Raw genomic sequence first — 21640 nt, forward strand, 5'->3', positions numbered from 1 at the left:
ACTTTTTGTGAGGAGTCACCGATGAAGACTGTAGAACTGCAAGTCCAAGGCATGAGCTGTGGTTCATGCGTCAAACATGTCACCGAAGCGCTGCGCCCACTTGAAGGCGTCAGTGACGTCACAGTGGATCTGCAAGCCGGACGGGTGAAGGTCAGCGGCGTTTCGGACGGCCACGCGCTGCTTGCAGCCCTGGAGGACGCGGGCTACCCCGCACAGCTGGCGACAGTGGAAAGCGTAGCGAGCAAGAAAACCTCGGGGTGTGGCGGGAACGGCGGCGGGTGCTGCTGCCGGTAAGCGTTATTTTTAAATTCGCGACTACTCCGGCAATCGCCCCTGGCCAGCCCCAGGCAAGCCATCCCGCTGCGCCTGGGCCATCAACCATTCACAAAACAACTCCAATTTCTTACTACGTTCCGGACTCCGCTTCGCCACATAGCAATAGCTGCTCTGATGAAACCCGAACGGTGCCAGCAGACGGCCAAGGCGAATGTCGTCAGCCACCAGGTGCCAGGGGGCAACGCAGATCCCCAGCCCGGCAATCGCGGCTTCCAACGTGAAATAGTAATGCTCGTACTCCAAGCCGGCCGGTGCACTGGCCTGATAGCCAATCGCATCTCCCCAGTTTGCCCAGGCATTCGGGCGCGTTTTGGTGTGCAGGAGTGGGTGCAGGAAAATCGAACTGAGTTCAGTCAACTGGATACGCGCGGATAACGCCGGTGACAGGACGATGCCCAATCGCTCAGGGAATAACAGGAGGGTGTTTTCCTGACCATCGAGCCGACCCTGCTCAGCCGTGATCATCACGTCATACCGATCACGCCCCGGATCGCTCGTGTCGCCTGAAGAGCTCAAGCGAACCTTGATGTCCGGGTACTTCACATTGAAATCGAAAAGGCGGGGGATCAACCATTTGACCGTGAAGGTGCTGAAGCAGGACACGTCCAGAATGCCCGTCGCGGTATCCCTGATTCGGCCGACCGCGGCTTCGATCCTATCCAGTGCAGCCGTGAGATCCGGCAGAAGTTCTTTGCCGGCGGCGGTGAGTTGCGGTTTGTTCTTGGTGCCCTCGAACAGCTCGACCCCAAGACTCAACTCCAACTGGCGTACCTGGCGACTCACCGCCCCGGGCGTGACCGAAAGTTCATCGGCGGCAGACGTCATTCTTCCCAGCCGGGCGGCGGCCTCGAAGGAGCGCAGAGCATTCAATGGGGGGAGGCGACGTTTCATTAAGTGACTTTAACTCAATTACTTCAGGCCCATAAATCGTTTTCCTGGCACGCCTCGTTTTTGCAGAATCCCGCTGCACCAGCACATCCGGCTGCCTGTCCTGGATGCCGGAACGGCAGGAGCCCCACCCAAAGCAATTGAGAGAGCCTCACATGCCATTCGTTCGCACAGCCGTCATCAAGGGCACCAGCCCGCAGCAACGCCAACACATCGTCGATGGTATCCATCAAGCGCTGGTCGAGAGCATCGGCATGCCCGAGGATGAACTGTTCAACCTGGTCACTGACTATGATCCGGAGCAGTTCTTCTACAGCCGCACCTTCAATGGCATCGCTCGTTCAGACAAGCTCGTCGTGATTGAAATCACGCTGCGCAGGGGGCGCAGTGACGCCATGAAACGCGACCTGTACAAAAAAATCGCTGACCATCTCGGCGCCCAGGCGCAGGTTCGCCCGCAGGATATTTTCATCTTCATGCATGAGAACGACTATTCGGATTGGTCGGTGGGCCTGGGCAAGTTCGCAATGGCGTTGGTGCAGCAAACTGGCGATGCCCCTGCGGTGTAAAGGCGAAGCTTTAGGTCTCCTCCGATTGCCTCTAACGCCTCAGGGGCAATCGACCAAACTCAGTCACTAATGCGACGAAACATAACCAGACGACCCAGACGTCGCCGGCAATGCATAAGTCGCCTTCATCCATTCGATCTCAGCCTGGGGCGCCCGACCGAACAGACGCTTGAACTCACGACTGAATTGCGAGGCGCTTTCGTAACCGACGTTGAACGCCGCCGTCGAAGCGCTCATCGCGTTGCGCAGCATCAGCAGCCTCGCTTGATGCAGGCGCGTCGACTTCAAGTACTGCATGGGTGAGGCGTCCGTCACGTTGCGAAAGTGCAAGTAAAAGGTGGGCACGCTCATGTTGGCTTCCCGGGCAAGCGTCTCGACACTGAGACGTTCCGCGTAGCAGCTGTGGATTTTCCGGATCGCGCGGGTGATCTGGCCGAAGTGCCCTTGGCGACTCAACGCGGCGCGCATCGAGCCGCCCTGCTCGCCGGTCAGGATGCGGTAGTAGATCTCCCGTATCAGCGACGGCCCAAGTATTTGTGCTTCGCCCGGGTGGCTCATGGCTTCAAGAAAGCGCAGCGTCGAGGCACACAACTGATCGTCCATGGGCGAGGCGTACATGCCCTTGGGCGGGGCATCGCTTGGGCCAAGTGCTTCGTCGACCTGCAGCATCAATTCGCTGGCCAGCTGCAAGTCGAGGCGCATGTAGACCGCCAGCATCGGCTCGGCTTCGCTGGCGTCGGTTTCCATGGTAAACGGCACCGGGACCGACACCACCAGGTAGTGCTGGGCGTCGTAGACGTAGACGTCATCGCCCAGATAACCGCGCTTGCGCCCCTGGCACAGAATCACGATACCGGGGTCATACAACACCGGTGTGCGCGCCAGCGGGCGGTTCGAACGCAGGAAACGGATGTCCTCCAGCGCGCTGAGATTGTAGCCCTCGACCGGCGCCAGCTTCTCCATCAACTGCACCATCCGCGAAGTGCGTGAATCGGCCTCAGTCATCGACACCCTCCTGTTTGCCGGTCATCCGTCGGTCGAACGGGTCAGCGCTTCCCATTGATCAATCTCGTTGGCCGCACGGCTCAGTTTGGCCCGCACCAGGCCCAACGCATCGCTGCCCAACAACAGGTGCGCAGGTGGCGTCGGGCTGGCAATCACTTGCAGCATCGCTTGCGCAGCCTTCTGCGGATCGCCGAGCTGCTTACCGCTTTTCTCCTCACGCGCCCTGCGTACCGGATCGAAACTGGCGTCGTAGTCGGCAATGCTACGCGCCGTGCGGCGCATCGAACGACCCGCCCAATCCGTTCGAAACGAGCCGGGCGCGACGGCTGTGACGAAGATGTTGAACGGTCGCAGTTCCTGGCTCAGCGTATCGGAGATGCCCTCTAGGGCGAACTTGCTCCCGCAATAGTAAGCGATGCCCGGCATCGTGATGGTGCCACCCATGGAGGTGATATTGAGAATGTGACCGGCACGCCGCGTGCGGAAATAAGGCAGGAAGGCCTTGATCACCGCCACTGCGCCGAACACATTGACGTCGAACTGACGCCGCACCTCCTCCAGCGGCGACTCTTCGAGAATACCCTCATGCCCGTAGCCGGCATTGTTGACCAACACATCGACCGGACCATGAGCGGCCTCCGTCGCCGCGACAACGCTGTCGACCCGGTCGAAGTCCGTGACATCCAGGATGACGCCGTGGGCACGATCCGCTGAAAGCGCTTCAAAGGCCTGCAAGGCCGCCTCACTGCGCACGGTTCCGATGACCCGGTGACCCGCGGCAAGTGCCTCCCGGGCCAGGGCGTTGCCAAAGCCACTGCTCACGCCGGTGATGAATAGGGTTTTGCTGCTGTGCATGGCGAGCTCCAATCGATAGGTACGGGGTTATGGTAGCTATCGAGAAATGGGGCACCTATGCCGGTTTGCCTGGGAGCCTTGCCTATTTCTATCGAGGCCCGGATTTAAAGTACGGGCGTCAAATACCAGGCCCGCTCACGTGGGCCGACAACCGTGCCAAGCGATCCCAACCCTCTGCGCTGATCCCCGAGCCATTGCGCAACGACAGCCTCTCCAGCGGCAACCGCTCCAGCACCGACACCATGGCTGACGTAAGCTGCGATTCCCCCGGCCCCGCCTCAAGGGTCAGGTCTCGCAACGGCAGCCCCGCAAGATGAGCGACGCCGGCATCGGTCAACCACGGGCTTTCATACAAGCCGAGGCGTTGCAGCGGCACGTCACGCAGGCAAGCCAGGTCGGCATCACGCAGGTCCAGGCCACTGATTTCAAGTTGCTCCAACGGCAGGCCCAGCTCGGTCAGTTTGCGCAATGTCTTGCCATCCATGCCCTGACAGAAACTGAGATTCAGCCGCTTCAGCGGCAGGCCGGCCAGTTGTTTCAGCATCTTCCAGCTCACCTCGTTCAACGACAGGTCCAGCGATTCCAGGCCCAGCCCCTCCAGATCACGCAATGTCTGCGCGTCGATGCCTTGCACATCGGAAAGCCCCAGATGCTTGAGTGGAAACTCGTGCAGCACGTCCAGACGCTCGATCACCTGGCGTGAGCATTTGAGATCCAGATCGGCAAGCGGCATGCCTTCGAGTCCCTCGAAGTCGTCCTCGCAGAGGTACGCGGAATGCAACGAAAGCCGTTCGATCGGAAGCTCGCGGATGGCATCAAGCAGGGTGTCCGAGGCGTAACAGTCATCGAGACTCAGCGAGCGCAAGGCTGTCATATCGGCAAGCCAGGAAGGATCCCGCAAGATGGCGCCGCTTGAGCTGATGGTCAGTTGTTCGAGTGGATGCGTGCACAAGTGCCGCATTCCCGCTGAAGTCAGCTCTCCGGCGCGTTTCAAGGTGAGTGAGCGCAACCTGAATGACGACAGCGCCCGAAGGCCGTCGTCCGTGAGGTCATCGCAACGGTTCAATGACAACTCTTGCAGCCTGCTGCTGCCCAGTTGCCGGAGGAAACTGTCGTCGAAGTCTTCACCATAGGTGTCCAACTTGAGGCAGCGCAGGCGTTCGAGTGACGGCAGACTGGTCGCGTCATCGTCGCGGGAAAAGCTGCTGATCTCCAGATGTTCCAGGGCAACACCCGGCAAACGCCGCCATATATCCGGACCGCAACGGAACCTCGGGCCGTTGAGTATCAGCGTACGCAACGGCAGCCCGGCCAATGCATCAAGCCAATGCGGCTCGGCATCGTCCAGCGCCACATGATCCACCGGCAGTCCGCGAAGCTGCGGCAACAAGGGACCGGGACGATTCCTGTGGGGTGTGGTGTTCAACTGGGCAATCACGGCCATGGCGGCCGGATCGCAGAGGCCAGCGGCAACGCGCAACGCCTCCAGCGAAACCTCCGCCGTATCAAGCAGGACGCGATAAAGCGCGGCACGCGCGGCAATGTCATCGGGTGCGGTGGCGAGTTGGGCGATCAGGGCACTGCGGTTGGAGGTCTGCACGGTCTATGCGTCCGAAGTGAGCAGGTTGCGTATGCTGCCGCAAAAAACGGGTTTGATCATCGACCAAACCCAAACTTTAAGTTTCTATCGAGGATCGACGGTGTCCAGTGCCCGGTTTGCCAAGAGCTGGCCCAGTTCGATCAACTGCTGCAGCCCCAAGGCAAAATGTCGCCGAGAACCTTCCAGCTCGAACGCCAGGTCACCGGCCATGACATTGGCGGAAGCCAGGGTTTCGCTGAGGTTGGCCAACAGGCTTTCAGCATCGACGCCATCCACGATGGTGAAGAGTTGGTCGGGGGATGGTTTCTCGTCGGATTGGGCGGGTTTGGGGTTCAGGTAGGAATCGATGACGCGTTCGGCATTGGCATCGGCGGCGATGTCCAGGTGCAGCGGTGGGATGGGTGGGTCTGGGATGAGTTTGTCCATGGGTACTCCTAACGTCAGTTGGAGCCGCCACTGCTCGCGACTAAACGAGGTTGGGTGGCGGCTGTACGCAGGTTAGTCGACCGGGACGTTAGGAAACCGGCGCACCCGAGGGTGCCCTGCGCACAGCCACCATAAAATCAGCGACAACACTGTAGCCTGACTTCAAGGAGACCTTGCGCCTAACGGAATACCGAGCGACTAAACCCGACCGCTGAATTGGCAGCGGTGGACGAAGACTAGGCACCGAAAACGGCAGGCGCAAGGGGTTGGGATTTTCTAGGAAATGTCCTGCAAGTCAATGGGAAAGGTCTTTATACAAAGTGTTTCGTTCTCTTCGACTTTGCCAATTCATATGGCTATCTCGGACAACGCGACACAAACGAGATAGGCTACGTCGGCATGGCGAGGCGCTTTACCACGGACACGCTCACCCTTGTGACCATTTCTGAAAAATCCAGGATGGGCAGTTGCCACTCGCTCAAAGAATGACATTGAGGCTTCAAGCAGTATGGATACCAAGCGACTCAACGAGACCAGCAAGTTTCTTAGTTATGTCCTCAGGCATGAACCACAAGCGATTGGCTTGCAACTGGACAGCGAAGGCTGGGCCGATATCGAATCTTTGATAGCCGGTGCGGCTGAAGATGGGCGCCCGTTGGATATGGATCTTATCCAAGCCGTCGTCAGCAGCAGTGATAAAAAGCGCTTCAGTCTCTCCGACGACGGTCTGCGCATTCGCGCCGTACAGGGGCATTCAACCGGTACCGTCAGTCTTCAATATGTAGAGAAAGAACCTCCGGAGCTTCTTTACCATGGCACCGCCACGCGCTTTCTGGAGTCGATCGGGGAAAAAGGGCTGATTCCAGGCTCCCGTCACCACGTGCATCTGTCGCAGGACATGCAAACGGCTATTGCTGTTGGGCAGCGTTACGGAAAGCCTGTGGTACTGAAAGTTGACGCCCTTCGAATGCACCGACTGGGTTTCAAGTTCTTCCAGGCCGAAAATGGGGTTTGGTTAACGGAGCATGTGCCAGCAAGCTTGATTTCAGAGTGAGTCATTTCAAAAAACATAGAGAAAAAAAATAAAACAGGGGCGGACTTTTCATCTCATATTAAATAGATCCGCCCCCCTTTTCCCACTTTCATGCCCCACGCCCTCAATATTACAACCTCTTGTTTTCATCTAGGAAAAGTGGAGTTTCCTCAGGGACTGCCCCCTTCCCAAATACTTCCGCAGTATATTTTACGAATTCGCATAATACGCATAAATACCCGCATCCGACCAAAAATTATCATATGCAGTCAATACGCTTCTAAGAGCCTCACTACGAGGATCCTGCGAAGGATTCATTCTTGAAACTACAAACTCTTTAATTTCTGACCACTGAAGCTCTCGCATGCAAAACGCTACCGCTTCAAATGGCGAATCATTCGAAACTAAGATCATCTTAAATCTGTCAATAAAATCCGCCCTATACTCCGGATGCTTCTTCACAAAATTTAAAATATTCAATAAAGATGCTTCATAGGAAATTTCCAACTCCTCATTAAAAGCTGCCATGGAGGCATCGCAAAACATGTCGAATTGCTTAATAATTTCACTCATTTAGGCACCATACACCTGTTCTGAAAAAGCAAAAAAAGGACGGATTTATTTTTCACCTCAAAATTTTATCGATCCGCCTCCTTCCCCCGCAAGAAGTTTTCCCTCTATCCCTCGCGCCTAGTGCTTAAATTTCGTTTTTACACTTTCGCCTTGGTGATAACTCATAACAAATGAATACCAACCTTCACCCCGACAAACAGCATTTCCTTTTAGCTGCTCAACCAAATCGAAAATTAGAAAGCTATCAAAATCCGTCTCAGCGTCAGTCGACGCCACGCCATTTTTCTTCACCGTCAACTCTGCCTCCATACAGCCACTTCCAACTTCAACCGCATAAACAAACGAGTCATACCCGCCAACAATACCCGAATCAATCAACTCAAATATTTGCTTTAGCAAATCAAAATCCTGGACAACCATTATAAGAACTCCGGCGGAGCTTTTGCTTAAAAGAAAAAAAGAAAAAGAGAAAAAGAGGACGGATCTATTTTTCACCTCAAAACTTAAATTGACCCGCCCCTTTCCCCCTACGCCATTCTTAAAACTAATTCATTTATCATCTTCCGATCCGAGTCACTCTTTGCAGCGCGATTTAATACCGGAATTAGATAGTACAGCAGCAACTCTCGCCTAGCTGCATCGTCAGGCAAAGCTTTTTCAACACAGCCAATCAGTGAAGCTATAGACATAATAGAGGCAAAACTTTCATACCCTCGATAACCTGAGAACGGTAACTTTTTAAAAAAATGATCTGCCAGTTGATGCTGCTCAGTTTTCCCCCAAGATCGGTGCGGCAAGAGTACCATCGCTTCACCCCAATCATCGGAATCTAATGGATATGCTCCAATCAACCAGTCGCCAGCCTGAGCAGAGCTCATTTTTCTGAGTTCCTTACAAAGTGCTTGCTGTCCTGCGTCCATATCAAGCCTATTTGGGTTGCAACATTTTCTTAGCAGGCAAAAAAGGGGACGGATCTATTTTCATATTAGAAATTAAATAGATCCGGCCCCTTTTCAAAAAAATCTTGCTGACATATCAACACGAGCTAAAAGATGCAGATTTATTTGCAACCTAGCAAAAAATCTACCCTCACTGCCCTCTGCTACCTAGTTATACAAATCAAAAGAGGAAACGGTCATCGAAGACAGTCTGTGCGCCTATTTTCACCGTACACTGCCGTGCAACTTCGACGGCAATCACCTTACCTAATAGCGGAGCCATGGCCTTGTAGAAAGCCTTATCGCAGGCTGCGTCCTTGTTGAAGGGCTGGGAACGGCCCTCCGCATCAGCGGTAACGTGACATCCTGCCACTAAATCAGCGGGCAAGTCTTTTAAGGCTACAGGCTTTGACGAAGTGCCCGCCTGCGCTTCGACTACTTCATTACAACTGCCGCTTGCGACTCCTTCCTTAACGGGTTTTGTGAAGTCAACTCGCTCATAATCCGTACCGCTGAAAACAGTTTGGCCATTGACGCTAACGCGATATTGCGAGGGCTGAAGCACAATGGATTTGATGCAGAAATTTGTTATAACGGGCTGATTGTTGACCGAGGTAGTTGCCGACTTGCACCCCGGCACGGCATTGGCGAAGCCATCGTCCTGTGAGTTAACGACTACAGGGATACGTTCCTGAGGCTGCGTGGTGTCATAGACATGCAGTTCACAACCACCCCCAGCGAACTGAAACTCCACCAGATAAACCTTGCTTTTCTCTGGCGTGAACGTGGTGCTGACCGGGCCGCAGCGGTCACCACGGTTGATACTCTCACCACTGGCGTAACCCGATACCTTGAATGGCTGATCGGGATCAGCTAGTACCTCCAGCTGAGGAAAGTGCTTCAGGGTCGCGCTGTGGGCCGCTTCGTTAAGCTTGGCAATCCAGCCGAATACTTTGCCGCGACCGGAATCCACTACTATTCCCTGCACGTCCATGCGCTGGTCTGGGTCCGCTGCGCGTCGGATAGAAAACTCTACCGGGATGACAGTGCCTGTCGCTTTCATGATGACCTTGGCGTGCTGGTCGTCGGCGGTCACTTTATTTTGTTGGAACTGGATGCCGTTTTTGAGCAGGGTGGGGGAAGAGTCTCGGACGTTGGATTTGCAGCCCAGCAATACCAGGGTAAAGGCAAGTAATAGCAGTATAGTTTTTTTCATATTTGCTCCATGCATGTCATCAACACCTCAAAAACAAAAACAGCTTCTACCCCGAGAAAATGCGGCTTATCGCATTTTCTCCATATCACCCCTGCTCACGCGCACAGAACCTCAAACCCATTGCAACTAACAACCAGATGACATATAGATGTTCAACACCCCCATCAAATCCACCCTATCACAATAGTCAACAATATATACAACCACCCCCATCCGCCTCACATACTGAGGTGGACATTCTCTCTTGCTGACCTGAAAGCTTATAAGCTTGATGAGCAAAAAAACCAACAACCAACAAACCAGTATTAAACTGCCCTACCCCCAACTTCCCGATGCAAAGTTTTGCTCTGCCAAGGGACCACCCTGCGTCTCATCCGAGCCCAGACAATAATAAAATAATTACCCCCCATTACTACCGCCTACCTTTATCAAACTTATCAAATACTCCTCCATTACATCGAAACGAATTGCTGTCGCGTATGATCGCTTCGGGTCTTGCCTGGAGGCCACCCTAATTGAGGATGGAATATCTTCACTCAGCCATAACTCCTTACGGGGGTAGATCGCATACAAGCTCCCTTCAATATCCTCTACAACCATATGTCCATGCCAAACATCTTCATATAGCTCCCCAGAAACCGACGCAACAAACAGCAGGGCCTGTTCACCAACTTTCAGGGCTACATCCCCCCACGTCCCACCAGATCGAACGAATTCAACTTCCGAATTAAGAAACCCATAAACAACTCCTTTTCCGGTAGAATATATCCGCCCAATTTTTGCACGCAAGACTTGCGGGCGTGGAGCGCCAGTTATCTGGGCCAGAACAAGATCATGCTTCCACACCTTATCAAGTAGAAAGTCCAGCTGTTTATTAATTTTATTGACCCCCACGAAAAAAACCAGAAAAGTGAAGAATTTATTTTTCACCTCAAAACTAAACAGCCTCCCTTTGTCTTGACAATGCTCCGCAATAGCGAACATCACCTCGTAGTTATGACATCGCCCCACTAAATGAGGCAGGTAGTTCGGTAAACAACATGCCCGTCCCAAGCATCGCACCTTCCATTTATGGATGGTTTTCAGCGTAGCAGAGATTTAAAAAAAATCTGCGCCCCTTTCCTTAAGAAAATCAAGTAAGCGCCACTCCCCTTTTCCATATTTTCATACCTACGCTGCTTCAACATCCTCAACCCACACAGCTATCCGAGGTAGCACTGCACCACATTTTGGACAATTACAACGAGGAAGGGACAGTGATTTGGAGGCAATTTCCAAATCATCATCAACTCCAAAATATAAAGTCGGATCTGAAGGATTGGCAATTCTCCCAACCCACTTACACTGACCGCAAGCCACCCTTTCCACCAGCACACGCTGCCATCTTTTTTCCATGCAATACAAATGTAACGGCACCCATGGTTTTAACGATTTAGTCAGATGCAGACCCAAGCAGAATTCACCTTCGCGCCCTGATACAAAATCAAGCATATTGTGCGCGACGGCTTTAAGATTAGGGTTAAAGTCACTTCCATCTTGATATCTACCTGTATCCAATATTTCCTTCCACTCATCAACACTTGGCACAATTACGACCTGACCATCAACTACTAACTCTGCGTACTTCCTCATATAGATCTCCTAAAAAGCTTTATCTTCCAGCTGGAGCTATTGGTTTCATAAGATCAGAGCCATGCTTTAGCAAAAACTCACTCTCCCCAGCACCTGACAAACTCTGTTTAATTAGCCATGAACGGGGTACATATCCACTATACACTTCACCATTGCCCGCAAAAAACTTGGCCATTTCAAGGTTAGTCGTAACCGAGATAAGGGTTCTTTCTAGCTTAAACGATGCTGGCAGTTCCAGCCCAAACGCACCGTGAGCCTGAGCATATTGATCTTCAGTGCCCCAGATTTTTAGCCACTCTTGATGTGAGGCCTTTGACGATGCATAAGCGCCCTCAATTGATCCGGTTTCATAATATGCTCGCAACGCGGCGTCACTAAAAAGATGTCCTGTCTCTTTATAGACGAAATTTTCCGCCCCTTTCTCTGTACCTCGATACACCAAAACCAGATCCTGACTAGCGGCACCGATACGTCCCGCCGGAATCAACAGAAGCGAATCTGCAGCAGCCTGCTTCCCTAGCAGCTCATCATAGGCTGTCGACCCACCTTGTAAGCCAGCAAGATAGCCAAGTAGCTTGGTTTGATTACTTTCCTCCCGTGAACTGTCCCATTCAGCCCCGGCCAAGAAGCCAAGCATTCCATTCGCAACTTGAGAGCTTGTGCCGGGAAAGTCATTCCAGAGCCCGTTTCCGAGCACGAATAGGCCTTTACCAACGTCGTAAAAGCCGGCCCCAACCCCCGCACCAAAGGCAATCAAACCCGAGCCGGCCTGACCCAAGGTCGGCCCGCCAAGATTCAAGTTCTTATCGTAGTACCTGGTTTGCGCATTGACATCTGGGTTCGGATACCCAAACAGATTTCCGTTTACTAGGTATTCACCGTTCTCCAGTGGATCATTGAATGAACCAGGGTGATTGTTACGATAATTCTGCAGCAGTTCTTTGGTTTCATCAGCCGTATAAACTTTTGTACCATCAACAAACTTAGGCACATCTCCAACCGACTCGTTGATAGCATACCGTCCAGCCAACGGTGCCAATGCTTTGCCCAGATACTCCAGTGTCACAGCATCAAACTGGCTGTCCGTTCCACCAATCGTCTTGTTCCAATCCGCATCGGTATAAAACGCAAACGCTCGCGCCATCCGCTGCTCGGCCTCGGCCTGACTGATGCCTAGACGGGCAGCCAGAACCGGCGCTTCCTGCTCGATCAAGCGAGCTTCAGTGGGATGGACCTGGCGGTTGTATCTTTCCACGTTACTCGCAATGGTCGCGCCGCTCGCCTGTGCGATGCCGCCTTTGCCTACCGCTGCCCCCAGACCTGCCGCCAGCAAGACATCGAAGGCATCTCGGCTATCAACACCTACACCGCTGTCTTTAAGCACCTTGTCCAGGGCCGGCATGATGGCCGCCGAAGTACCGGCACTCAGTGCGCCCCCGGCGGCGGTACCGCTGGACAAGCCTTGTGCAGCGCCGGCCAAGCTATGGAGCAAGACGCGCGCAGCGCCGCCCTCACCCCAGGCGGCCTGAAGCGTTTTGTCTTTCTGGCGCGTTGCTTCTGCCAATTGCTGGTCGGCGTAGTCGCCAATTTTCTTGTATGTGTCGGCGGCCGTGGTGTTAGCCACCAACCCCACCGCCGTACTCCCCCCAACGCCGCCCAGACCCGCCGCAATCAAGCCTGCGGCAATATCAGCCATGAAACGCTTGTCACCGCCCACGTCCCAACTCTTGGCATCGGCAATCGCAGCATTGCGCTCTTGCTCGGTCGACGCGGTTCGAGCCCTTTCACTCGCGGCCTGTTGCTGCGCGATGGCGACCTCGGAGATGACCGTCTTGGATAAAGCAACGGTGCTTTGGATCAACTCGATCCGCTCCTCCATCGCTTTTTCATCTGGACGGTCCAACCGCGAATTGGCGTTGTCGGTATCTCGGCTCAACCCCACGAGGTCATTGATCCCGGCCGCATTGCGGACGGTGATCGTGCCCTCGCTGACAGCGCTGCGCGTGGTGCTGTGGTCGGAATCCTTGAGCGACAGCGGAACGCTGCCACCAAAGGTGGTGCCAGGCGTCAATTCGCCATAACCGCTGCCATAAGAAGCGTTGAAGCCCGCGGACTGGCTCTTGATCTCACTGACGTTCTTGATGTCGCTGACGATCAGTCTGTCCGTGCTCAAGCTGTTTTTATCGGCCGTGGCCTCGCTGGCAATCACCGCGCCTTGCAGCACGGTGTTCTTGCCCACGGTGATGTTGTAGCCGTCCTTGCCGGCGAACAGACCGCTTTGATCAGTCACCGCCTCGTACTTGCTGTTCATGTTGCTGGCGGCGATGTTGGCGGTCGCCGTCACCGTTTCGCCGTAGCAGAACGGCGGTACACAGATGCTGGCCCCAAAACCGCCGCTGGTTTGCTTGTTCTTATGCTCGGACGTGTCCTGCCGCGAGGTGATATTCAGGTCGCCGCCAACCAATGCCAGGATGCTGTCGGCATGGATCTGTGCGCCAGCCAGGGTCGTGTCATTTCCGCTCTGCAGTTTCAGCGAACCCGTATCCAGGGTGCTGTTGACCTGCGTGACGTCGTGACCGCTCCCCTTACCTTTGGCGAGCTGGGCGCCGAGGTCGAGGGTAAAACCGTTCTGCGAGCCGATGTTGAAGCTGGCCCCGATGGCGGTCTTGTTGTTACTGCTATGGTTCTCACGATCTTCGGTGTTCTGTGCACTCTCGAACGTGATGTCGTTCTTGGCCAGCAGCAGCGTATCGGCCGCCTTCAGCTTACTGCCGATAACATGGATATTCCCGGCGGTTCCGGCAGCCTGGCCCGATGCAACGATCAGCAAATTGCCGCCGCTATTGACGGTGGTTTGTTTGGCGGTGGTGCTGTCGTATCGAGTACTGCTCTTGCTATGGGTATTAGCCAGTTCCGTGCCGATCTTGAACACGGCTCCGCTGCTATTTGGGCTGCCACTGGCGGCCGCTGAAAGGTCATCAACCCGATCGCCCATGCCGTTGAGCGCCATCAGCGCTTGTGCACCCTTCACAGCCTTCAGACGGCCATCATCAGCCTTCCGCGCAGCCTTCGCGTTGTCCCGGATGCTCTTTACCGTATCGACAATCATCCCGCCCACTACACGTCCCACGGCGAGGCTGCTGGACTTATCGGTGGTGCGCTGACTGGCAGTTTCCATACCGGCAGCCAAGGTGACGTTGGAGCCCGAGAGGGTGGTGTTCTTGGTGCTGACCAGATCGCTGGCTACCACACTGAGTTCGCGTCCGGCAGACAGATCGATGCTGCCCTCGCTTGAACCCACCGTACTACCCGTCAAGGTAGTTTCATCCGCCGTACCATTGTGCTTCTGACGGTTGATAAACAAATGCTGATTGCCCGTCATGTCATCCAGGCCCAGCTTGTTACCCGTCAACACTCCAGTCAGGTCGCGATTCTTTTCCTTGTGCATATCGGTACGCGAGAAGGTGTTCCGCGCCGCGTCGATGGTCAGGTCGCGCCCGGCCTGCACGCTCAGGTCGCCGGTACTGACCAGGGACGAGCCTGTGACTTTCACATCTTGTCCGCCCGCGACGGTGACCGTCTCGCCCGAGACCATGCTGCCCACCGCAGTGGTGCGTTTCTCATCGACCTTGTCTTCGATCTTGCTCGACTTGAACCCACCCCAACTGCTTTTGCTTTGCTTACGCTCATGACGAGCGCTGTCTGAGTCCGTCGCGGCAAGTACCTGAACATCGTTGCCCGCAACCAGCTTCGCCGCGCCTTTTTCGGCCGTTACGGCGCTGCCCGCCAGCAACAGGTTTTCGCCCGCTACCAATGTGTTGTTGCCGCCGGAGCTGACCAGGCTGCCAACATTGCTGGTGCTCTGCGTTTCATCGAGGCGGAACTTCTTGCTCGTCGAGGTCTTCTTGGTCTTGCTGTAAAAGCTGTAGTCCTGATCTTCAGCGGTTTTGAGGGCAAGGTTTTTTCCCGCCACCAAATAGGCTTCACTCCCCGCGTTGACCGTACTCGCCACCAGCGCCAGGTCTTGCCCCGCGCTCAATGTCACATCACCGCCTGCCTTGAGCGAGGTGGACACCTGCTGGACATGGTCCTCGATGCTCTTGACCTTCTTGCTCTGGCTAAAGGAGTGCTGCTCATTCGCCGCCGCTCCCAAGGTCAAATTGTTGGTGGCCGCCATGGCCAGGTTGCGCTTGACGTCAATCTGGCTGGCCACCGTCTCGAGGTCGGCACCCGCGGTGGCTTGAAGGTCGCGACCGACAGTGACGCTGGAGCCATGTTGGGTGATGGTCGAATCGCGATGATTGGCGCCGCGCGTATGGCTATCCGATTGCTCGGCAGCCGTAATCTTCAAATCTCGGGCAGCGCGCAAGGTGGCGTCATTACCACTCTTCAGCTCCCCACCCACATTCGCGATATCCCGCCCAGCCCCCACGCTCAGGTCATGACTCGCCTCGATCCGCGCCGCGCTGTCGACGAAATCCCGCTGCTCAGTCTTGTAGCCCGTGCTGCTGGCATGACGGGTGACAGTCCGCTCGTTGGTCACATCCCCCGCAAGCGCAACAACACTGACATCCCGGCCAGAAATAACCCCACCCGCCCGGTTAGTCAGATCATTACTCGCCAACGCATCCAGCCGATTCCCCGCCTCCAGCAACCCACTGTTCACCAGGCTGTCGTTAGCCGTGGCAACCAGGTTATTCGACGCCCGCAACGTCCCGGCGTTGTTCAGGTTCTTACCGGCAATCAGCGTGACGTCGCTGCCCTGGATCAGCGCTCCATTCGGCGCCAGCCGATGGTTGGCGTTCGCCAGGTAAAGCACCGGCACCAGCACCTGTTGGCCGTTCACCGTCTGGTTTTCCATCCAGACGATGTCGTGGGTCAGCGCCGCGACCTGTTCGCCGGTCAGGCTTACGCCCAAGGACAGGTTGAGGGCGTCCTTGCTGGCGATGGCGTTGTTCATCAGGTACTTGAACATGCCTTCATCGGAGGTCTGGCCGTCGAGGAAACGCTGGCCGGTGCGGGCGATGACGGCTTGCTGGATCAGGCGTTGTTCGTAGAAGCCGTCACCCAGGCGCTTGGCAGCGTCGTCAGGGTCGTAGCCCAGGTTGGACAGCAGGTAATCCGAGCTCATGAACCGGCGCATGTCGGTCAGCGCCGGGTTGGTTTCGATCAGGTATTTTTGCGGGTTGGCCTGGAACGAGCGGTCCGGCAGGCCGCGCACTTGGGTCAGGCCGCTGCCTTGTGTCGGAGTGCCGCTACCTTCGTTCAGGCGGAACAGGCCGTTCTGGCCGGTGGGCAGGTCGAAACCGGGCAGGGTCACCGGGTTGACTTGCTGTTGGGCGAGGTCGGGCGAAAGCTGTTGGTTGACGGTGATGCGGGTTGAAAATCTCCCGTCGGCGCCGGTGTCGGTGCGCGGTCCGGCGCCGACGTAGTTGTAGCCACCCCGGATGACACTGTTGTTGGCGTTACTCTGGGTGCGGATATCGATTGCACCGCCGGACTGGATGATGGCGGCGTAGGTCTGGGTATCGTGGGACAGGGCCCGGCTGCTGCCGAATTGCAGTAGTTCGCGCTCGGTCGTGCCGATGAAACGGCTCATGTCAGCTTCCAGGCCGCCGAGGTTGGCAGGGTTGTAGCCGGGGCTCTGGAACCAGTACTTGTTGGTGAAATTATCGGCGAGGGTACGCCAGCCGCCAGGGCTGCGCGTGCGCTCGGACACGAAGGTGCGCGAGGTTTCGGTGTCGTGGGTTTCGATGCCGATGTTGTTCAGGCTGACGAGGTTGGCGGTGAGGGCGCCGCCCGTGCCGATGGTACTGCTGCTATTGGTCAGGTCACCGGCCCGGATATTCAGGTTGCCGCCGGAGGTGATGCTGGAGGCCGCGCTGGCGGCGGTGACCTCGAACTTGTCACGCTGGATGATCTGCCAGACGTGGTTTTCCTTGCCGCCGCTGCAATCCCCGGCGTTGACGCCTTCGATGCAGGCGACTTCCCTGATCGACGCGGTGTAGATGCCGGCGTCGTTGGTGTTCAACACGGTCCGCACGTTTTCAATCGTGCTGGCGGCCAGGCTCATGTTGCCGTCGCTTTGCAGCGAACCGGAGCTGTTGACGATGCTGGAAGCCAATGTGCCCAGGCCATCGCGGTCGATGCTCAGGTTGCCCAGGCTGTAGATGTCGGCGTTGAGGTTGGTCAGGCTGTCGACCTTCAGGGTCATGTCGGCACCGCTGAAGATCAGGCCGTTCTCATTGCGCAATGCACCGGTGCCAACGCTCAGCAACCCGGCGCTGCCCAGGGTGCCCTGGTTATTGATGCCCTGCGCCGTGACATTCATGCCCGCCGCCGAGGTCACGCGGCCGCGGTTGTTGAATACGCCGTCGGCATGCACCGTGGTATTCCCACCGCCGGCGACACTGGCGTTTTCCTCAAGATCGATCAGTGCGGCCTTGAGGCCCAAGGTGCCCACGCTACTCAAGCGGCCGTTGCCCGCGTATTGGCCGGTGAGCTGGACATCGATCAGGCCATCGCTGCCGATCAGGCCGTCGTTGCGCCAGTCGATCCCGGAGCCATTGAAACTGTTGGCGCTGAGCAACTGGCCGGTGGCGGTCTGGGTCAGGTGATTGACGTTGACGGTCAGGTGTTCGGCCTGGATCGAGGTGCTGTTGGTCCAGCTGTCGGCATCGAGCACGAGGGTGCCGTAGGTCACCAGGCTGCCGCCGACTGCGCCCAATCGCGTGAGGTTCAGGCCGAATGCGCCGGCACCGATGTGGCGCAGCTTGCCGCTCTGGTTGTTCAGGCTGCCGAGGGTGAAGCCGACGTCGTTGCTGACGGTTTCCAGGGTGCCGTTGCTGTTGTCGAACAGGCCGCCGATGGAGAACACGGTGGTGCTGTTGCGGCCCAAAGTGCGCAGCTGGCCGTTGTGATTGACGAGGCTGGCGGCGAGGACATCCAGGCTGTTGTCGCCTTCGATGATGCCTTGGGTATTGTTCAGAATACCGTTGAGGTTGAGATCGATCTGCCTGGCACTGATCTGGCCGTGGCTGTTGTCCAGGTTCAGGGCGTCGACCTTCACCTTGCCGCTGGCATAGAGGCCGCCGTTGCTGTTGTCGAAACGGGCGCTGCCGGTATCGAGCACGGCATCCCCAGCCTGCGCCGCGATGCGTCCGCCGTCGTTGAACAGCCCGGCGAGGGCTTCGAGGGTCAGGCCTTTCGCCTGGATCGTGCCGCCCTGGCCATTCAGGTCATGGCCGTTTTTCAGCACGCCGCTGACCTGCGCCTCCAGCGCAGCCTTGACGCTGGACAGCACACCGCCGCGGTTGTCCAGGTTGGTGGCGAAGACATTCAGGTTCGCGTCCTGGGCGATGATCGAGCCGGCCTGGTTATCGATGTCGCCCGCAATGTCGACCTTCACCAATCCTTTGCCCTGCAGGGTGCCCTTGGCGTTGTCGAGGCTGGCGGCGGTCACCTTCAGCTCGGCGTTGCGGCTGGCAATCAGGCCATTGTTGCCGTTGTCGATTGCCCCTTTCGTGGCGGTCACGACCAGGATGCCGTTGGCGGCGACGGTGCCCTTGTCGCGATTGCTCAGGCTCCCCGCCGTGAGGGTCATCAGGCCTTGGGTCGACAGTTCGCCGCCCTGGTTGTTGACCGCGCCGGTCGCGGTGATATCCAGCTGCTTGCCGGTCATCACCAGGCCGGTGAGGTTGTCCAGGCTACCGAGCACCAGCGTCGCGGTGTTCAGGCTCGACAGTTCACCGGCGTTGTTATCCAACCGGCCCGCCGTCACTTGCAAGACGTCCTGGCTATTGATCAGGCCGCCGCTGCCGTTGAGCACTTGATCGGCCTTAACGTTCACCTCGGTATTGCCCAGGATGCGGCCTTTGGCGCGGTTATCCACGACCTTGGCCGTGACGGTGGTCTTGCGCTGGCCGCTGAGCGTACCGCCCTGGTTGTTCAACGTATCGGTCGTGGTCACCGTCAGGTCGCGACTGGCAGCGACTGTTTTGCCGCTGTTGTTCAGTTGTTTGGCGGTGAGGGTGACGTCGCCGCTGGTATTGCGCGTGTTATCGGCGTTGACCCCAGCTTCGACGATCCCGTTGTTACGCAGAGTGCCGCCGCTGTCCAGGCGAATGCTGTCGCGGGCCACCAGGTTGTTCTGGCTCGTCAGGTCGCCCTGGGTTTTCACGGTCAACGCGGTGCCGGCGTAGACCGGTCCCTGGGCGTCGAGGCTGGCGGCGTTGACGTTGACGGCGCCGGCTGCAGCGGTCTGGGCCAGGCTCAAATGCCCATTGGCATCGAGCTGAATGTCGCCACCGCTGGCGATCATCTTGCCGTCCAGCTTCACCCCGACGCCGGCCTCGGTGCCCACCAGTTTGATCGCCCCGGCGTACATGCCGCCCAGGGCCGAGGAGTCGATGGCCAGTTGCGGCTTGGCGCTGCCGTCGTCGGCGCGGGCGGTGGCGTTGAGGGTCGCGGCGTCAACGTCGTTGCGACCGGCGACGATGGTCAGGTTCCTGGCCTGGATCTCGGCGTTGATCCTGGCGCTGCGGGTGATGATTTCGAAGCGGTCGACGTTGTTGGCGTTGAGGCCCGCGCCTTCGACGGTGACGCTGCCCTGGTCGACCTGGTAGCTCCGGAGTTGGCCGTTTTCAATGACTGGTTTGCCGGTGGTCAGGGTCGCCTGCGGAGTGTTGATGAAACCGCAGCCGTTACAGGTGATGCCATAGGGGTTGGCGACGATGACGTGGGCCGACTGCCCCGCCACTTCGGTGTAGCCGCGCAACTGGCTGGGGCTGCCACCGTTGACTTCGTTGAGAATGACCCGGGCCGCCGTCCCCTTGAGGTTCGGGTTGCCGAGGATAATCCCACCCAACTGCGTGGATTGAGCCGGGTTGGTGGCGTTATTGAGGATCACGCCGTTGCTGCCGACGTTGTAGTCCTTGAACTGGTTGTGGGACAGACCGCTGCCGTTGGGCTTGGCGATGTTGACGATGGGCACGCCGTTGCCTGCCTGACCGAGGCTGGTGCCCGGTGCACTGACGACGATGCCGTCGGCCTGAGCCCACATCGGCTGCCAGAACATGACGTTAGCCAGCAAAAACGCCAAGCCGCGCTTGGGCATGCCCCAGAACAGGTCACGGGTTTTCAGGGCGGCAGAAGGTTGGCGGGCCAGCAAGGCGTATTGGCGGTCGTCCATGATCAGGTCTCGTTGCTACAGCATTTAAAAGGGCAGAATTTAAAAAAGAGCTTCCACGCGGAAATAGATCGGCGCTTCGCGCTCGGTCAGGGCAGCCGGACGTTCCAGGGAGTGGGCGAAGGTGACGCTGGCGCTCAGGTGCTCGCCGCGGGCGAACAGCTCCACCGAGTTGCTCGACATGCGCCCGCTCGGTTCCTTGTTGTAGTGATTGCCGCGTATTACGCCCTGGTCATAGCCGAGGCTGGTGCCGTATTCGGCAAACACCGGACGCAGCCATTCCAGGGTCACCGGGCGGCTCCAGCGCAGGTCGTTGCGCCAATAGCCACCGCTGTCGCCGGCCAACGACTGGTCCTTGTAACCCCGTATCGAAGACTCCCCGCCCAGGCTTATGCGTTGCGGCGCGAACAGCGCATCCTCGCTGCGCTGGCCGGTCATCAGGCTGCTGAAACTGAAGGACTCGCCCCATAGCTGGAAGGGTTGCAGGTAGCTGACGGTGGCGGTGTATTTGCGGTAGCGCGCATTCGGCAGTCCGGGCTTCGGGTCATGGTCGCCCTGGGCATCGAAGGCGCCGATGCCTTGCTGCATGCCCAGGTCGAGGTTGACGAAGGCACTGCCGACCCGACGGCCGTGGTTGATACCGAACTGCGCCTCACTGATGCGATTGCTGCTATCGCTGAGCTTGCTGTCTTCGATGAAGTTATTGCTGCGCAGATACGCCAACCCGGTGTTGAGGGAGGTCTTGCTCATGGCATCGCGATGGATGACACGCTCGACCCGCAACTGATGGTTCTGGCTGTCGCCGCTCTGCTTGAAGTTGAAACCGTTGGCCGCGATCTGTGAGCGGTACTCGCTCTGGCTGTAGGTGTAGCTGACGTTCCACCAACCAAACGGCAGGTTGTAATAGAGCATGGCATTGCGGGAGGTGTGCTGGTGATCGCTCATCGCGTCATGACCGCCGCGCAGCATCAATTGATCGGCCAGGCCCAGCGGGCTATCCCACTCGAAGCGGGTGCCCCACTGCTGCTCGCCGGTGCTGCGCTGGCCGTCGTTGCTCCGGGACAGGCCGGCGCGCCAGGGCTTCTGCGGAGTATTCTTGACCAGCACTTCACTGCCGCCGACGTTCTGGCCGGGGGTCAGCTCCATCTGCGCCTGGTTCGATGGCAGGCGGTTGAGTTGGTCCACCATCTGCTCGATTTCCCGCAGGTTGACCAGCTCGCCGGTCTTGCCGGGAAACGCCATCGCCAGTTCACGTTCCGACAGCTGGCTGTTCTCGGCGCCTTTCAAGCCTTCGAGCCGGCCCTCGACCACCAGCACTTGCAGGTGACCGCTGGACAGATCCTGCTGCGGCAAGTAGGCACGGCTGGTGACCAGGCCCTTTT

Annotated in this window: 16 protein-coding genes; 3 read left to right on the forward strand and 13 right to left on the reverse strand. The window is 57.2% G+C overall.

What is annotated here, in order from left to right; translation table 11 throughout:
- The first annotated feature begins 21 nt into the window (after positions 1-21).
- Positions 22-294: a heavy-metal-associated domain-containing protein gene (locus ACODTO_RS14685; protein WP_139648115.1), complete on the forward strand. Its 273-nt coding sequence runs from the start codon at positions 22-24 to the stop codon at positions 292-294.
- A 21-nt stretch (positions 295-315) separates the two neighbouring features.
- Here the strand turns inward: ACODTO_RS14685 and ACODTO_RS14690 are convergent, their stop codons facing one another.
- Positions 316-1227, reverse strand: a complete 912-nt coding sequence (locus ACODTO_RS14690; protein ID WP_175363240.1) for a LysR substrate-binding domain-containing protein — start codon at positions 1225-1227, stop codon at positions 316-318.
- Positions 1228-1379: 152 nt separating this feature from the next.
- Between ACODTO_RS14690 and ACODTO_RS14695 the strand changes: the two genes are divergently transcribed.
- Complete coding sequence (locus ACODTO_RS14695; protein WP_489106642.1) at positions 1380-1793, forward strand: tautomerase family protein; 414 nt, start codon at positions 1380-1382, stop codon at positions 1791-1793.
- A 66-nt stretch (positions 1794-1859) separates the two neighbouring features.
- Here ACODTO_RS14695 and ACODTO_RS14700 read toward each other — a convergent pair whose 3' ends face one another.
- The 4 genes from ACODTO_RS14700 to ACODTO_RS14715 all read right to left on the reverse strand — a co-directional run bounded on the left by ACODTO_RS14700 (position 1860) and on the right by ACODTO_RS14715 (position 5679).
- Positions 1860-2798, reverse strand: a complete 939-nt coding sequence (locus ACODTO_RS14700) for an AraC family transcriptional regulator (protein ID WP_489106643.1) — start codon at positions 2796-2798, stop codon at positions 1860-1862.
- A gap of 21 nt (positions 2799-2819) precedes the next feature.
- Positions 2820-3653 (reverse strand): oxidoreductase, encoded by an 834-nt coding sequence (locus tag ACODTO_RS14705; protein ID WP_489106644.1) that lies wholly within the window; start codon positions 3651-3653, stop codon positions 2820-2822.
- A 118-nt stretch (positions 3654-3771) separates the two neighbouring features.
- The gene (locus ACODTO_RS14710; protein ID WP_489106645.1) at positions 3772-5253 is read right to left on the reverse strand and encodes a leucine-rich repeat domain-containing protein; all 1482 of its coding nucleotides are present in this window, start codon (positions 5251-5253) and stop codon (positions 3772-3774) included.
- Positions 5254-5337: 84 nt separating this feature from the next.
- Positions 5338-5679 (reverse strand): DUF6124 family protein, encoded by a 342-nt coding sequence (locus tag ACODTO_RS14715; RefSeq protein WP_053194354.1) that lies wholly within the window; start codon positions 5677-5679, stop codon positions 5338-5340.
- Positions 5680-6187: 508 nt separating this feature from the next.
- Here ACODTO_RS14715 and ACODTO_RS14720 point away from each other — a divergent pair.
- Positions 6188-6733: an RNA 2'-phosphotransferase gene (locus ACODTO_RS14720; RefSeq protein WP_489106646.1), complete on the forward strand. Its 546-nt coding sequence runs from the start codon at positions 6188-6190 to the stop codon at positions 6731-6733.
- A gap of 189 nt (positions 6734-6922) precedes the next feature.
- On the opposite strand, the gene ACODTO_RS14725 is transcribed toward ACODTO_RS14720, so the two are convergent.
- The 8 genes from ACODTO_RS14725 to ACODTO_RS14760 form a co-directional block, all read right to left on the reverse strand.
- Complete coding sequence (locus ACODTO_RS14725; RefSeq protein ID WP_489106647.1) at positions 6923-7285, reverse strand: hypothetical protein; 363 nt, start codon at positions 7283-7285, stop codon at positions 6923-6925.
- Positions 7286-7402: 117 nt separating this feature from the next.
- Entirely contained in the window at positions 7403-7705 is a 303-nt protein-coding gene (locus ACODTO_RS14730; RefSeq protein ID WP_489106648.1) for a hypothetical protein, read from the reverse strand.
- A gap of 107 nt (positions 7706-7812) precedes the next feature.
- Positions 7813-8163, reverse strand: a complete 351-nt coding sequence (locus ACODTO_RS14735) for a hypothetical protein (RefSeq protein ID WP_489106649.1) — start codon at positions 8161-8163, stop codon at positions 7813-7815.
- Between the two features lie 241 nt (positions 8164-8404).
- Positions 8405-9439 (reverse strand): hypothetical protein, encoded by a 1035-nt coding sequence (locus tag ACODTO_RS14740; protein WP_489106650.1) that lies wholly within the window; start codon positions 9437-9439, stop codon positions 8405-8407.
- 399 nt (positions 9440-9838) lie between these two features.
- Positions 9839-10423 carry a hypothetical protein gene (locus ACODTO_RS14745; protein WP_489106651.1) on the reverse strand — a complete coding sequence of 195 codons (585 nt, stop codon included), beginning with the start codon at positions 10421-10423 and terminating at the stop codon, positions 9839-9841.
- Between the two features lie 186 nt (positions 10424-10609).
- A complete protein-coding gene (locus ACODTO_RS14750) occupies positions 10610-11071 on the reverse strand; it encodes a hypothetical protein (RefSeq protein WP_489106652.1) in 462 nt (153 codons plus the stop codon).
- Positions 11072-11090: 19 nt separating this feature from the next.
- Positions 11091-20261: a two-partner secretion domain-containing protein gene (locus ACODTO_RS14755; RefSeq protein ID WP_489106653.1), complete on the reverse strand. Its 9171-nt coding sequence runs from the start codon at positions 20259-20261 to the stop codon at positions 11091-11093.
- 39 nt (positions 20262-20300) lie between these two features.
- The coding region (locus ACODTO_RS14760; RefSeq protein WP_489106654.1) for a ShlB/FhaC/HecB family hemolysin secretion/activation protein at positions 20301-21640 on the reverse strand (1340 nt) is incomplete at its 5' end.

The organism is Pseudomonas sp. FG13 (assembly GCF_057809755.1).